Origin of the sequence: Nocardia vinacea NBRC 16497, assembly GCF_000308835.1 — a bacterium.
Classification (GTDB): domain Bacteria; phylum Actinomycetota; class Actinomycetes; order Mycobacteriales; family Mycobacteriaceae; genus Nocardia; species Nocardia vinacea.
Window position 1 is genome coordinate 71,895 of sequence record NZ_BAGN01000115.1, and the last position, 14,588, is coordinate 86,482.

12 protein-coding genes and 2 pseudogenes are annotated in these 14,588 nt (G+C 63.5%); 10 read left to right on the forward strand and 4 right to left on the reverse strand.

What is annotated here, in order from left to right; all coding sequences use genetic code 11:
* The first annotated feature begins 61 nt into the window (after window positions 1-61).
* Window positions 62-469: a TIGR03668 family PPOX class F420-dependent oxidoreductase gene (locus ON44_RS16050; protein ID WP_040690803.1), complete on the forward strand. Its 408-nt coding sequence runs from the start codon at window positions 62-64 to the stop codon at window positions 467-469.
* Window positions 470-567: 98 nt separating this feature from the next.
* Window positions 568-1,398: a mycofactocin-coupled SDR family oxidoreductase gene (locus ON44_RS16055; RefSeq protein WP_040690705.1), complete on the forward strand. Its 831-nt coding sequence runs from the start codon at window positions 568-570 to the stop codon at window positions 1,396-1,398.
* Between the two features lie 2 nt (window positions 1,399-1,400).
* Here the strand turns inward: ON44_RS16055 and ON44_RS50235 are convergent, their stop codons facing one another.
* Window positions 1,401-1,634: a hypothetical protein gene (locus ON44_RS50235; RefSeq protein ID WP_157187174.1), complete on the reverse strand. Its 234-nt coding sequence runs from the start codon at window positions 1,632-1,634 to the stop codon at window positions 1,401-1,403.
* A 281-nt stretch (window positions 1,635-1,915) separates the two neighbouring features.
* Between ON44_RS50235 and ON44_RS16060 the strand changes: the two genes are divergently transcribed.
* The 7 genes and pseudogenes from ON44_RS16060 to ON44_RS16090 all read left to right on the forward strand — a co-directional run bounded on the left by ON44_RS16060 (window position 1,916) and on the right by ON44_RS16090 (window position 10,108).
* On the forward strand, window positions 1,916-2,125 hold the full coding sequence (locus ON44_RS16060; RefSeq protein WP_040690806.1) for a TOBE domain-containing protein: 210 nt from the start codon (window positions 1,916-1,918) through the stop codon (window positions 2,123-2,125).
* Between the two features lie 383 nt (window positions 2,126-2,508).
* The gene (locus tag ON44_RS16065; RefSeq protein ID WP_040690808.1) at window positions 2,509-4,860 is read left to right on the forward strand and encodes an arylsulfatase; all 2,352 of its coding nucleotides are present in this window, start codon (window positions 2,509-2,511) and stop codon (window positions 4,858-4,860) included.
* A gap of 154 nt (window positions 4,861-5,014) precedes the next feature.
* Window positions 5,015-5,164 (forward strand): annotated as a pseudogene (locus ON44_RS48320) (SUMF1/EgtB/PvdO family nonheme iron enzyme); the annotation flags it as partial.
* A 678-nt stretch (window positions 5,165-5,842) separates the two neighbouring features.
* A pseudogene (locus tag ON44_RS16075) lies at window positions 5,843-6,146 on the forward strand (ArsR/SmtB family transcription factor).
* A 327-nt stretch (window positions 6,147-6,473) separates the two neighbouring features.
* Window positions 6,474-7,565 carry an acyl-CoA synthetase family protein gene (locus ON44_RS16080; RefSeq protein ID WP_040690708.1) on the forward strand — a complete coding sequence of 364 codons (1,092 nt, stop codon included), beginning with the start codon at window positions 6,474-6,476 and terminating at the stop codon, window positions 7,563-7,565.
* Entirely contained in the window at window positions 7,565-8,944 is a 1,380-nt protein-coding gene (locus ON44_RS16085) for an aldehyde dehydrogenase family protein (protein ID WP_040690710.1), read from the forward strand. The genes ON44_RS16080 and ON44_RS16085 overlap by 1 nt, the downstream gene beginning before the upstream one ends.
* A gap of 111 nt (window positions 8,945-9,055) precedes the next feature.
* Complete coding sequence (locus ON44_RS16090; RefSeq protein ID WP_051182075.1) at window positions 9,056-10,108, forward strand: fatty acid desaturase family protein; 1,053 nt, start codon at window positions 9,056-9,058, stop codon at window positions 10,106-10,108.
* On the opposite strand, the gene ON44_RS46820 is transcribed toward ON44_RS16090, so the two are convergent.
* Window positions 10,081-11,217 (reverse strand): helix-turn-helix transcriptional regulator, encoded by a 1,137-nt coding sequence (locus ON44_RS46820; RefSeq protein ID WP_157187175.1) that lies wholly within the window; start codon window positions 11,215-11,217, stop codon window positions 10,081-10,083. The genes ON44_RS16090 and ON44_RS46820 overlap by 28 nt on opposite strands.
* Before the next feature lie 237 nt (window positions 11,218-11,454).
* Here ON44_RS46820 and ON44_RS49465 point away from each other — a divergent pair, with 237 nt between their 5' ends.
* Window positions 11,455-13,668, forward strand: a complete 2,214-nt coding sequence (locus tag ON44_RS49465; RefSeq protein WP_169338069.1) for a glycoside hydrolase domain-containing protein — start codon at window positions 11,455-11,457, stop codon at window positions 13,666-13,668.
* Window positions 13,669-13,736: 68 nt separating this feature from the next.
* Here the strand turns inward: ON44_RS49465 and ON44_RS16115 are convergent, their stop codons facing one another.
* Together ON44_RS16115 and ON44_RS50240 are read right to left on the reverse strand one after the other, a co-directional pair.
* The gene (locus tag ON44_RS16115) at window positions 13,737-14,219 is read right to left on the reverse strand and encodes a hypothetical protein (protein WP_040690712.1); all 483 of its coding nucleotides are present in this window, start codon (window positions 14,217-14,219) and stop codon (window positions 13,737-13,739) included.
* 92 nt (window positions 14,220-14,311) lie between these two features.
* On the reverse strand, window positions 14,312-14,473 hold the full coding sequence (locus ON44_RS50240) for a hypothetical protein (RefSeq protein WP_157187176.1): 162 nt from the start codon (window positions 14,471-14,473) through the stop codon (window positions 14,312-14,314).
* Window positions 14,474-14,588 lie beyond the last annotated feature (115 nt).

The following is a 14,588-nucleotide window of genomic DNA, read 5'->3' on the forward strand; positions in this document are numbered from 1 at the left end:
GCTGAGTCCAGGTGAGAATAGGGCTACGGCCCTGAATACGTTATGCGGAGGTTCGGTGCGACTGAGTGCGAAAGCGGCGCGAGAACGGTTCGTGGCAGAACCGGTAGCCCGACTCGCCACCGTCTCCACCGACCTGCGTCCACACATCGTGCCGATCGTATTCGCGGTCATCGACGACACCATCTACAGCGCCGTCGATGCGAAGCCGAAGACGACAACCGCCTTACGCCGCTTGGCGAATATCGCCGCGAACCCCGCTGTAGCCGTACTCGCCGACTGCTACAGCGACGACTGGACGCACCTGTGGTGGGCCAGGGCCGACGGCACCGCACGAATCACCGACGCCCCTGAAACCCAGCAGGCCCTGGACCTGCTGACCGCGCGCTATCCCGTGTACCGCACCGAGCCGCCACCCGGTCCAGTGCTCGCTATCGACGTCACCCGCTGGTCGGGCTGGTCCGCGAGCTGACCCTCGCGGTGTGGACCGTGGCTGTTGCACTCCTATTTCGAATGCACGGGTGCTACGGATCGTGACAGCATGGGCTAACCAGTCGAAAGGGGACGCTCGTGGGGCAGTTGGAGGGCAGGGTCGCGGTGATCACCGGCGGTGCTCGCGGTCAAGGGCGTTCGCATGCGGTGACTTTGGCGGCCGAAGGCGCCGATATCGTGCTGTGCGATATCAGCGAACCGATCGGTAGCGTGCCGTATCCGCTGAGTTCCGAAGACGATCTCGCCCAGACCGTCAAACTCGTCGAGGAGACCGGGCGGCGTTGTGTCGCGGTGCAGGCCGATGTGCGCAGCCACACGGCGATGGACGGGCTGGCCGAACGAGCCGTCGCCGAGTTCGGTCGGATCGATATCCTGCTCGCCAACGCTGGCATCGCCTCCGGCGCGGCCGTCGCCGAGATGGACGAGCAGATGTGGCAGGACATGATCGACGTCAATCTCACCGGCGTCTTCCACAGCTTCCGCGCGGTCTTACCGCATATGATCGAGCGCCGGTGGGGCAGAATCGTTGCCACCTCGTCCATCGTCGGCCGCATGGGAGCGGCGAACTCCGGCCACTACGCTGCGGCGAAATGGGGTGTCATCGGTTTGGTCAAATCGCTTGCCCACGAAGTAATTCCGCACGGCATCACTGTCAACGCGGTACTGCCGGCCGGTGTGCGCACCGATATGATCATGAATCCAGCAATGTATTCGGCGATGGTGCCCGATATCGAGAATCCCACACTCGAGGATGTGGAGGCGATGTTCGCCGCCGGTCCGCCGAACGGTGATCTGATTGTGCCGCAAGAGGTTTCCCACGCCATCCTGCTTTTGGTCGGCGAATCCGGGCGCCACTTCAACGGCGAAGCGATCACCATCTCCGGCGGCATGAGCGCGGGCACCACCTGAGGCTAGAACCCGACGGTGTTGAGAATCGCCAGTACGAACGGTGCGGCGACAATGAGCACCCCGATAACCACCAGCGCCGCAATCACATTCGCGATACGCCAACCACGCGAGGCTGAGTAGCGGCGCGACAGTCGATGCGCATCCGCCGTGGACTGGCGCGCCCAATCCATATGACGGGCCACGTTCCGATTCGCATTCTGACTCGCCTGCCAAGACGAGAATCCGGGATTTGTCATCGTCGATGTCCTTCCGACATTTCGAGAACCGATGCCATCGACACTATTTCCGCACCGCCGCATCCGAATCCGCCGAAGTACTCATCGACCTACTCATCCACCGCCCACCTCAGAGTCTCTTCCGTTCGAACCACCGCCGCCACCGAGAGCAGGAAGACGGGGAGAGCACCTTCAGATGCCACCTCGGCGTCGGCAGTGGCATATGCGCGGGCAAACGCAACCCCGAGCGACGTGGACGAACATCCGATGAATCGGTGCCCGCACTGCGTAGGATCACTGACATGCGACTATCCACACGAAACCAACTCGATGGAACAGTCGTCTCGGTCACCCGCGGCGAAGCGATGGCCGTCGTCCGCGTCCGGCTGGCCGGCGGCGACGAAATCACGTCCTCCATCACCCGCGACGCCGCCGACGACCTCGAGCTCAGCGACGGCTCGCGAGTCACCGTCCTCATCAAATCAACCGAAGTCGCCCTCGGCGTCGACTGAACCTCAGATCTTCAGCAGTCCGAATCCGAGGTCGGCGCTCGCAATCATCGGCTGGACGCCGCCGGTGACCACGTACGAACTCAACCTGTTCCGAACTCGGTCGCCCCTGCCGCCGAACTCGTGACACATCGCGGTGGGTCACCGTACTCTCTGTACCGAAGGCGTTTATCAGCGAACTTCCCGACATCATGTCCGGGAGAGCACGACCACCACACGTCGAATCGAATATCCGAGCCCGTCTCCGCGGTATCGCCGGAGCTGGGGATATCCATCCCAACACGACAGCCGCACGGTCGGTGTTCGCGTGTGTACTCGGCATGAGGTCCGGAGCCCGGACAACAGGACGAATGGCAAACGAACAGCTCTCGCACCGGAGGTGGATGATGGCCAGGAAGTTCGAGGGGGAGGTCGCGCTGGATATCCGTGATTCGGTCCCCGATTGGGGGCCTTACGCGGAACCGAAGGCGCCGCGGGGCGCGCCGAATGTGCTGTATCTGGTGTGGGACGACATCGGGATCGGTACCTGGGACTGCTACGGCGGTCTGGTCGAGATGCCGAACATGAAGCGAATCGCCGACCGCGGTGTGCAGTTCACACAGTTCCACACCACCGCCCTGTGTTCACCCACTCGTGCGTCCTTGATGACCGGCCGGAATGCGACCTCGGTCGGCATGGCGACCATCGAGGAGTTCACCGATGGGTTCCCGAGTATGTGTGGTCGCATACCGGCCGAAACCGCGCTGTGCTCGGAGGTCCTCGCCGAACGCGGGTGGAACACGTACGCGGTCGGCAAATGGCATATGACACCACTGGAAGAGGAGAATCTGGCGGCCTCCAAGCGGCATTGGCCGCTGGGGCGTGGGTTCGAGCGGTTCTACGGTTTCCTCGGTGGCGAGGCCGACCAGTGGTATCCGAATCTGGTGTACGACAATCACCCGATCCCGCAGCCGTACGCACCGGAAGACGGATATCACCTGTCGAAGGATCTGGCCGACAAGGCGATCGAGTTCATCCGCGACTCGAAAGTGGTCGCCCCCGACAAGCCGTGGTTCACCTACCTGTGCCCGGGATGCGGGCATGCGCCGCACCACGTGCCGCGGGAATGGGCCGACAAGTACCGCGGCCGGTTCGACATGGGCTATGAGAAGTATCGCGAGATCGTGCTGGAGAACCAGAAGCGCATGGGTCTGGTGCCGGAGAACACCGAGCTGTCGCCGATGAACCCGTATGCGAATGTGACCAGTGCCGACGGCAAGCCGTGGCCGATGCTGGACACGGTGCGAGCGTGGGATTCACTGTCGGAGGACGAGAAGCGGCTGTTCCGGCGGCAGGCGGAGGTGTTCGCCGGATTCCTCTCCTACACCGACGCCCAGATCGGCCGCCTGCTGGACTATCTCGAAGAAAGCGGCCAACTGGACAACACCATCATCGTCGCCTTCTCCGACAACGGTGCCAGCGGCGAGGGCGGTCCGAACGGCACCGCCAACGAAATGAAGTTCTTCAACGGCTACATCGATACGATCGAGGACAGTCTGACCAAGCTCGACGAGCTGGGTTCGCCGACCACCTACAGCCACTACAGCATCGGGTGGGCGATGGCGTTCAACACCCCGTACAAGCTGTACAAACGATATGCCTCGCACGAAGGCGGCATCGCCGACCCGTGCCTCATGTCGTGGCCCGCCGGGGTACCCGCCCGCGGCGAGGTGCGCCATCAGTACCTCAACGTCTGCGATATCACCCCGACCGTCTACGACCTGCTCGGCATCACACCTCCGGACATGGTCAAGAACGTGCAGCAGCGTCCCTTGGAAGGGATCAGTTTCCGTGCGCTGTTCGATGACGCGAACGCGGACGTCGGCAAGCACACGCAGTTCTATTCGATGCTCGGCACGCGTGGGATCTGGCATCGCGGGTGGTTCGCCGACACCATTCACGCGGCATGCCCGTCCGGTTGGGGGCATTTCGACCAGGACCGCTGGGAACTGTTCCATATCGAGCAGGACCGCAGCCAGATGCACGACTTGGCCGAGGTTCATCCCGAGAAGCTGGAAGAGCTGAAGGCGCTGTGGTTCTCGGAGGCCGAGAAATACAACGGCTTGCCGCTCAACGATCTCGACGTCATCTCCATGATGACGCGGCAACGCCCGACGTACGGCTCGCAGCGGGACAGTGCCGTCTACTATCCGGACGTCGCGGAGGTGGGACCCGGTGCCGCGTTGGAGATTCAGGGACGGTCGTTCGCGCTGCTCGCGGAGACGACGATCGATAGTGCCGATGCCGAGGGGGTGCTTTTCGCCCACGGCGGCCGACTCGGTGGACACACCCTGTACGTCAAGGACGGCCACCTCTGTTACACCTACAACTTCCTCGGCGAGGAAGAGCAGACCATCATCTCCGATCGGACGGTACCGCTGGGCGACCACATCCTCGGGATCCGGTACGAACGCCGCGGCACCCGCCCGGACAACTTCACACCCACCGGTGAGGCCGTCCTGTACATCGATGAGAACCCGGTCGGCTCACTGGAGGACATGCGGACCCAGCCCATCGTCTTCTCCGGCGTCGGGGAAGGAATCCGCGTCGGCCGCGACAGCGGTCAATCCGTATCCGCGAGCTACCGTTCACCGTTCCCATTCACCGGGGGAACCATGCACCAGGTCATCGAGGACGTGAGCGGTAAGCCCTACCAGGACCTGGAAATGGCGGCGGCTGCGGCATTTTCGCGCGATTGAGGCGGATTCGGTGGCTACCGCGATCCGCGACGATATCCGGCGAGGCATGGTCCGGATCTCCGGCGGCAGCTTCGCGATGGGAAGTCGGAGGACTTCTTCCCCGCACTGGGGGACCGGTGTCTTCGGACTACTGGCGCCGCTGGTGGCGGTATGTGCCCGGCGCGTGATCAAGGGCGGATCGTATCTGTGCGCGGCCGACTACTGCCTTCGGTACCGGTCCGCTGCCCGACAGGGGCAGACCGAGGACACCGCTACCTGCCATCTCGGCTTCCGGTGCGTCGCGCACGACGCACCGGAAGCGTGAAATTGTGTCCTCGACCGGCTAGCTCAATTCGAGGGAGCCGAGGAACTCAGATGCACCAGATGACACTGCCGAGATTGATACACCACACGGCCGATCCGAACAACACGGGCGTGGCGGCTGGAGCGGCGGCCGACGGAGATGGGGATGGAGTCGTGTCGGCAGAAGCTGCGGGAGCTGCTAGGACGAGCAAAGGCAAGGCCATAGCAGTCGCGGCGGCGGTCTTGAATATTTTTTTAGACATTTTGCATCCTTCAACTAAATGCTGAATCAAGAAATTGTTATCGACATCTCCGTGGCCGCCCTGTTGGGCTGATGCACGCCCGTGGTCTGGTTAGACGTGGGGCCGCTGGATTCGGTGATGTCGGCCAGGACCAAGCTTTGTGACGTCCGCGTGCTCGGCCACGTTGTCGAGCCGCTGGATTTGGTTGTGAATGTGTCACCTGCCGAATCGGCTACTGTTACCCGATTCGTTGCTCGGTGAAGCGCACATGATTTACCCCCGACCGGAGTGCGTACTCCGGCTGGCAGATAGCTGCGCTATCGACCGAACCGGACAGGACACCTCCTGGTACCGCGAAAGGCGTCCACAACAGCATACCGCTGGCTACCCGACGAACGGCCGGAACGAGAACATTTAGAAGATAACTATCCTGTTAATGGCCGGTCAGGCCGAACTTCTTGTGGCGCGCGCTGGCCCGCTTCGGTCACGCGTTGTCGGATCCGACCCGTACCCAGATCGTGTCGAGCATGCGCACCGGTCCGACCTATCCGTCGGAGTTGGCCGACCGAAACGGGGTTTCGCGGCAGATCCTGTCCAATCATCTGGCCTGTCTGCGGGCGGGTCGTGGCGGTCCCTGAGGGTCAGCGCAGCCGCTACGAACTGGTTGATCGCCGCATCCCACACCCCCTCGACGATCTCCTCGGCCTGGTTCTCGCGGTAGGTCCGGCCTGCTACCCAGCCGCCGACGCGGAGTGCTGCTGAGGTCGCAGTCGTCGGGCATGCCGTCTGTTCCGTCGGTGGTCGCTCTCACTGGGGTCGGTGATCGAGGTGTCCTCGGCCGCGACACTTGCTGTCCCACAACCCAAATCAGCATTGATGCCGCCCAGCCCGGCAGTCCCGACTGCGGATGCTGCTGAGGGAGCACGCGGTCGCCCCTGTGGTATCGGTCGCGATCCCTGCAAGCCCGACAGGTGGTTTCGATCGGGGGATCGAACCGGGTCGGTCGCCGGTTTGGCCGCCGTCAGGCACGGGAAGATTGCCCCATTCGAGCGAATTGCCCCGATTCGGGCTTTATCTGGAGGCCGCTGAGTGCTCCCTGAAATTTTGAACCTCTCCTGTCGCGAACTCGCGGCAAGCAACGCGGACGACTATATCCGCGCCCTCATGCATTGGCATTTCAGCGAAGATACGGGCAGCCCGTTCTGGCTGCGGCGTGCGAAGACGCTCGATTTCGATCCGCTCTCCGATGTGCGAACATTCAGCGAACTGAGCCTTTTTCCCAATGTCGTCAACGAATTCCGCGAGGCGCCCGTCGAGGATATGATTCCGCGCGGGCTGACCGGTGCGGATCGAGTAATCGCCGGGATCTACGAAAGTGGCGGCACCACCGGCGATCCGAAGCGTTTCGTGATGTTCGACCGGTGGATGGACTTTGCGCTGGGCTGGGACGAGCACCACTACACCGGAATCGGCGACGCGAATGTGCTCGCGGTGACGCCGAGTGGGCCGCATATGTTCGGAGAGTTCGCCGAGCGCCGGGCACGCAGGCACAACGGTGTGAAATTCACTGTCGATCTCGACCCGCGGTGGATCAAGCAGATGATCGGCCTGGGCGACACGGCCAACACCGAACGCTACGCCGATCACATCGTCGACCAGGCAGCCCACCTGCTGGTGACACAATCGATCGGCATCCTCATCACCACACCGCCGATCCTCGAACGGATCGCGCAGCGCGACGAACTGGTCGACCTCGTACGCGAGAAGATCCGATTCATCTGCTGGAGCGGCGCCCACATGGATGCGGATTCACGGAATATGTTCCGCCACGACATCTTTCCCGGCATTCCACTCAAAGGTCTCTACGGCAGTACCACAATCCTGGGCATGTCGCGCGAACGTGACGAGGAGCGGTCAGACGGGCTGGCGGTATTCGATACACCCAGCCCCTATATCGCGTTCGGTGTCGTCGACGCGGCAACCGGCGCAGAAGTGAACTACGGCGAGCGCGGACAGGTCGTGATGAACCATCTCACCAAATACGCACTGCTGCCGAACAACCTGGAACGCGACATCGCATTGAAGGTCGAGCCGCCCGCGGACACACTCGGTTGTTCGGTCGCCGACGTCGGACCGGTACGAACATTCGACGACGTCGAGGTCATCGAGGGCGTGTACTGATGAGCGAGTTCATCCAGATCGACGCGCTCGGCCCGGACGGCGCCTACCGCGCACACGCCCGCAAGCCGCTGATCACTGTGTCCGGCGACCAGATCGGTGAGATCAGTCAGGTTCCGCCCCTCTATGTGCGGCGCACCATGGCGGCAATGCGCAAAGCACCCATCATGCCCGCAACCGCGCGCTCGCGGGCACTGCAGCGCGCCGCCGACCTCTTCCTGCACGGCGTCATCGACGGTCTGGACCCCAGCGATTACACACGTCTGGTCTCGGTCACCTCCGGTGTGCCGCTGGCCGTCGTACATCAGGCGGTGCACTGGGTCGCCGACGTGCTGCGCGAGCAGCCCGCAACCGTCGAGCTCGCCATGCCCAGAGGAGCCGTGCGCGACTGGCACGATCCACAGACCAGCGCGGGCTCGGCCGTCTGGACTCGCAAAGGAGACCTGTTCGCTGTGCACGCCGCGGGCAATACGCCTGCGGTACACGGCCTTTGGCTCGAGGCGCTCACGCTGGGATACAAGGTCGCGGTACGACCATCCACCCGTGAGCCGTTCACGGCTTTTCGCTTGGTCAGCGCCTTACGTGCGGCTGGGTTCCCGCCGGACGTCGTCACGTTGCTTCCGACCGACTACGCGGCCGCCGACGTCATCTTGGCCGAAGCGGACTTCTCTATCGTCTACGGCGGGGACGACGTGGTCGACAAGTACGGCACCGACCCCCGAGTACTGACTCAGGGCCCCGGACGATCCAAGATCCTGGTCACCTCGGACGTGGATTGGCGCGACCATATCGAGTTGATCGCCGACTCGGTGAGCCACCTCGGCGGCACCGCATGCACGTGCGCGACCGCTGTGCTGGTCGAGGGCGACCCAGCACCTCTGGCCCGAGCGCTGGCCGAAGTGCTCGACCGGATCCCGAGCTTGCCCGCCGACGATCCGGCCGCGATCCTCACCGTGCAGCCAACCGAGGCCGTGGTCGCGATCGACGCCTATCTGCACAAGGTGGCGGGCAATGCGCACCCGATCCTCGGCGGCGACACCATCGTCGACGAACTCGATACCGGTGGCGCGGTCCTGCGCCCATCGGTACACCTCGTCGCGGACAGCACCGCAGCACAACTCAACGTCGAACTCCCGTTCCCCTGCGTCTGGGTAGGCCCGTGGTCGGCGTCGGACGGCGTTGCGCCGCTGAAGAACTCACTGGTATTGACCGCGATGACCGAGCGACGGCAGTTGATCGAAGCGCTCCTCGACGAGCCGACGATCACCAACCTGTACCTCGGCGACAACCCGACCACGTGGCTGCGCCCGGGCGTACCCCACGACAGCTACCTCGCCGAATTCCTGATGCGCACCAAAGGCATGATCCGTTCCGGAGTCTGACTGCCACATCGACCCCGAGCGTTCGGGCTGCGTGGGGCTGTTGTTCGGTTGACACCGGTAGGTTTGTGGACATCCTTGGCAACCGGTGATGTATCGATAGGGGCCCAACGCGTGACATTGACCGAGACCGACCCGCATGTCGAGCCCGACCGGGGCAGCGACTATGCCCGGCTGTCTCGCCGAGTGCGACAGGCGGGACTGCTGAACCGGCGGCTGCGGTACTACGGCTGGCGGATCGCGGTCACGGGGGCGGCGCTGGCGGCGGGATGGACGGCGTTCGTTCTCATCGGCGACTCGTGGTGGCAGCTGGGCACGGCGGTGTTTCTGGCCGTGATCTTCGCTCAGTTCGCCTTCCTCGGCCACGATGCCGGGCATCAGCAGATCTTTCGCACCCGGCGGGCCAACCAAATGTTCGGCATGATCTGCGGAAATCTCGGCATCGGGTTGAGCATCGGCTGGTGGGTCGGCAATCACAATCGCCACCACGCGAACCCCAACACCGAGGGCGCCGACCCCGACATCATGGGCGTGCTGGCGCATTCCAGTGTGCGGGCGCGGGCCGGCCGTGGCATCCGGCGGCTGATATTCCGGTACCAGGCATGGCTGTTTTTCCCGATGTTGTTCCTCGAGGCGGGCAGCCTGCACACCGCCAGTGTTCGTGCCCTTGTGCGGCGGTCGACGCCGTACTGGGGGCGGGAGGCCGTGCTGCTGGGCGCCCACGTGGCCTTGTATCTGTCTGCGGTGTTCCTCGTGCTGTCTCCGGCTAAGGCAATTGTCTTCATCGCGGTGCAGCAAGGCCTGTTCGGGTTCTACATGGGGTGCACCTTCGCGCCCAACCACAAAGGGATGGCCGTACTGTCGACTCCCGGTTCAACCGACTTCCTGCGCCGTCAAGTGCTCACGTCCCGCAATGTCCACGGCGGGTGGCTGACCGATGCCGCGCTCGGCGGCCTGAACTACCAGATCGAGCACCACCTTTTCCCGTCCATGCCCCGGCCCAACCTTCGCCGAGCCCAACCGCTGGTCGCCGCATTCTGCGCTGAAATCGGTGTTCCCTATTGCCAGACCAGCCTTCTGGGCTCATACAGCCAAGCGCTGGGTCACCTGCACACTGTCGGTCGGTCCGCGAGCACGGCCTACTCCTCGCGGAATTCGACGAACTGACCGGTTCCAGACAGCACAGCAGTCAGCACCCGAACCAGTTCTGCCTGTCGATGTGTCCCGGTCTTCTCGAAGACGCGTTGCAGATGCGTGCGCACGGTGTTCGCCGATACCGCCAGTTCTTCCGCGATCGACCGCAGGCCTTCGCCGCGTAATGCCGCCGCCGCGACGCGCGATTCGGCTCCGGTCAACCCGTACAGTTGCCGCAGCGCCTTCGGCCCTCCCGGAATTTCGTGATCCGGGTCGACGATGACGACGAGCGCCGCCGATGTGTACTCCTCCGGGCAGCCGATCTTCGGATCCAGTGGCAACACCAGCAGTGCGTACGAGCTGCGCCCGCTGTCCCGGGGAATGAGGGTGCGCCCGCCGACGTAGGGCCCATACTTGCGGACTGCCGAATCGATCATCGCGCGCATCCCGGCTGCTGTTCGGCTGTCCGATGATTCGAGGTGCCCGCGGCGTCCTATACCGAGGCCGTCTCGCGCTTCCAGGATCGACAATGCCGCTGGGTTCGCGTAACTGACAGCGCCGCAACTGGATACGATCACCAGCCCGTTCCGATGCGCGTCGAGCACGGCGATTGCCAGGCCGTATTCGTTGCGGGCGTCCGTCAAACAGGACTGCACGTTCAGCGCGTTCCGCAGATGCGGGAGCAGCAGGCGCATCGTTGATGTCGCCTGTGATCGGTCGAGATTGCGGCTCCCATCGGGATACACCCCGATCCAGGATGTGCTGGCGCCACTGGTGAGGAGCGTGAGTATCCCGTTGCCCAGCCGGTGTGGCGCCATCCAGTCGCAGAAGAACGGATGCCGGTGCAGGTAGTCCGGCCCCAGCAGCTCTTCGCATGTCGTAATGACACCGGCGGGTTGATGTTCGAGTGCATTCGCGATCGGATCGATACGCCAGTATCGGGTGTTGTAGCTGTGGCGCAGATCGTCCGCGCCGAGTGAACAGGCGGTCATCTGTCGGCTACCCGATGCCGAGACGACCAAGCCGCCGCGGTGCGCGCCCAGTACCGTGACGATATCGTGCACCGCCTGCGGCCAGTCAGCCGGATGCAGCGCCGCACGGTTGATTCGCGCGACGATCGCGGAGAACCTCTCGACTGTCATCGGCATATGAAATGACCTGCGACACAAGAGAAACGGCAATCATCCTGGGATGGATCATAGGTCTTCGGGAGGTGCTTCACACGAGTAGTCCGACACTCGATTCTATTGTCCCGAATGTCGTCGACGGGGACCGCTTTTTCATCGGTTTGGATGACGAACCGCGCCGCGAGCCCTGCTCTACTCGATTGGGCAACTGCTTCGCAGCCGGTCGGCTACGACTTCTCGGAGGGGAACGACATGACCAGGTACTGGCCCTTGGCGCGTGGCCGCATCGTCACTTCCCGATTCGGTCCCCGCGACGACGGTTTCCACTGGGGTGTCGATCTCGGCTGGCCAGGCGGCAGCGGCGGATTACCCGTCTACGCGGTCCAAGCAGGCACGGTGGTATTCGCGGGTCCGGCCTCCGGGTTCGGCGGACCCGACCCGGCCGGCTGGGTCGTCCTGGACCATCCCGCCGAAGACGGCGGCGGCACGACCGTGTACGGACACGTGATTCGCGAAGTCGCGGTCGGTGACCGGGTCGAAGCCGGGCAGCGGATCGCCCGCATCAACCCCGATTCCGCATCCAACGGTGGCGTCGCCCCGCATCTGCACCTCGAGTGGCATCGGCATGTCTGGGTGCCACCCGGGTCGGACCGGCTCGACCCGCTGCCGCTGCTGGCCGAAGCCACAGACCCGCCACTCTCGACCAATGGAGTTCCCCGCATGTCCACCGCAGTTGATTTCGCCGCGCGTTTCCTCGACCCCGACGCCATCAAGGCAGCCGGACACAGTGCAGTCCTGGTCTACGTGTCGCCGAGCAGACCCGGATCCAGTTTCGGCGCCAAGCCGGTGACCAGGGAATATGCAGACAGTGTGCAGGCGGCTGGGCTCGACATCGTTTCGATATGGCAGTACGGCAAGCCCGGTAATGCCCAGGCGCCTTCGGACTGGACCACAGGCTACGACGGCGGGCATCGGATGGGCCTGCAGGCCAGGGAAATCCATACCGCCGTCGGCGGGCACGACCGGTGCCCGATCTTCTTCGCGGTGGACGAGGACATTTCGCTGGACCAATGGAACGACGAGGCGGTCAACTTTTTCCGTGGCGTCAACGACGCGATCGGGCGGGAGTGGACCGGAGTCTACGGTTCGTCCAAGGTATGCGCCTGGGCCATCCAAGACGGTGTACTCGGCCGGACTTCCGAAGGCCGGTTCTGGGCCTGGCAGACGCGCGCGTGGTCCGGCAATCGGCTCGACACACCCGAGGCCGTCCTTTATCAGCGCGTCATCGATACCGCATCCAATCCCGGCCCCGTCATCGACGGTAGCTCGGTCGACGTCAACGACATCTTGGCTACCGACTTCGGGCAGTGGTCCATCCAACGCACTCAGGCACAAGGAGAACACGCCGTGAACGCCCCCGTATTCACCGAATTGGACAGAATGGGAAACTCCCGGTCGGAGCGCTGGGGGGCTCGCATCACGAACTTCTTGCTGCATACCCAGGAAGGCGGCGGCACGGCCGAATCGCTGGCGGCGTACCTCAACAACACGGCCAACGGCGCCTCGTATCACTACACGCTGCGCAATGGAATCGTCTGCGATGTCGTCGACACGGATTACGCGTCGTGGTCGGTCCTGGATGCCAACGCACAGACGATCAATCTCTGCTTCGCGGGCAGCCGGGCGGCATGGTCGAGGGACGAATGGATGGCCATCGACGAAGATCTCCGGATAGCCGCCTGGCTGGCTGTTCAGGACGCGAAGAAGTACGGCTTCGCGACCGATGTCATCGCTCCGCCATATACGCGGCGCGACGGCATCTCCGACCACAAATATGTGACGGAGTGCCTGGGGATCGGCACCCATACCGATGTCGGCCCGAACTTCCCGTGGGACGTCTTCGAAAGCCACGTCCGAGAGTTCTCCGGTGCCGCGCTGGCCGGCGAAATCGATGCGAAGGCTGCGGCTTCGCCATGGCTGGGCCCGCGGCTCGGCACCAACGGCGAAATCAAGACAGCGGACGGCGTCGGTCGATTCGCTCAATTCAAGAATGGATACATCTACTGGCATCCCTCCACCGGTGCACATCCGATCCCGTCGTCGTTGTTCGACAAGTTTGCCGAAACCGGTTGGGAAGCAGGGCCTTTGGGGTATCCGATCACCGACAATACAGTACTGCGCGATCCGAAGGACGTGGAATGGGGCGAGGTGGAGGGCTTCCAGAACGGGGCGCTCTATCACCGCAACGGCCGACCGGTGTACTGGATACACGGCGAAATCCGTGACCGATGGAATCGGAGCGGATTCGAGAACGGGCCCCTCGGCTGGCCGACATCCGACGAAATTCCCTTCGACACTGGGAGCTACCAGGAGTTCGAAAACGGCCGGATCTATTGGACACCGAAACAGACCCTCGCTCTTCGGTCGGTCAACGGAAATGAAGAGCCGTTGCCCGATGGTCCCTGAGACGTCCGGATTCCATCCATCGACTGGACCGGGTAATCGCCGAAAGCGATTACCCGGTCAGGTCGGGCTCAAAGAGCCGTGAACGTGCCGAACCCCGAGGAAATGTTGATGGCGAAGCCGCCTGCGGTGGCAAGTGCGACGATCTGGCCTGCTCCGGTGTACACCGGCACCGGCGCCGGGGCGCAGTCGCAGGGCTGCTGCGCCGTCTCCCGATCTGCCACGTCGACCACACCGACTGCTCCGGTCGTCAGGTTCGACCACTGGATCCGGGCGTGGGAGTCGAGAATGGTGCTACCGCCGAAGGGGCCGGGATTGGCCACACCGAAGGTGGTTACTCCGGGTTGGTCGCCGACGGTCGCCGTCAAGTAGATACTGAATTGCGTTGGAATACCCCATGATTGGGAAATTTTCACGAGCGGGAGCTGGAACGTCGTCGTCTCCGCGGCGCTAGCGACGGTGTGCTGCCCCAGCACCAGCGCACTCACCATCGCACCGACGAAACCCAGCTTCGCACTCACGCCGGTAGCCCGGCGAACCCCGTTGTTCGTCACTAGCCCTCCTCATAGTCGATTCCGGCCTGCATCGATGCGTGCGACGCGATGAAATGATCGCACGGCATCAACCCGTTGCCGCGCTGACCGCATCACTGCGAATGACGCCCCAGGCGGATGACCACATCGAGCAGCAAGACGGCCGCGGCCACCGCGAGCATCACCGCCACGCCCGAATGGTCGTCGTCGCGACCGTACTCGATCGCCAGCCCGACGATCAGCACCGCGGCGGTGAATACCAAGCTCCGCTTCACGGATGCCAGTGTGACGGACTGCGGCGGTATCGAGTAGGGCGATACTCGCGTGCGGCGTTTTGTTCGAGCGCAGGATTTTCGTATGTTGCTTGCGATATTCGATGCGGTCTTCCAT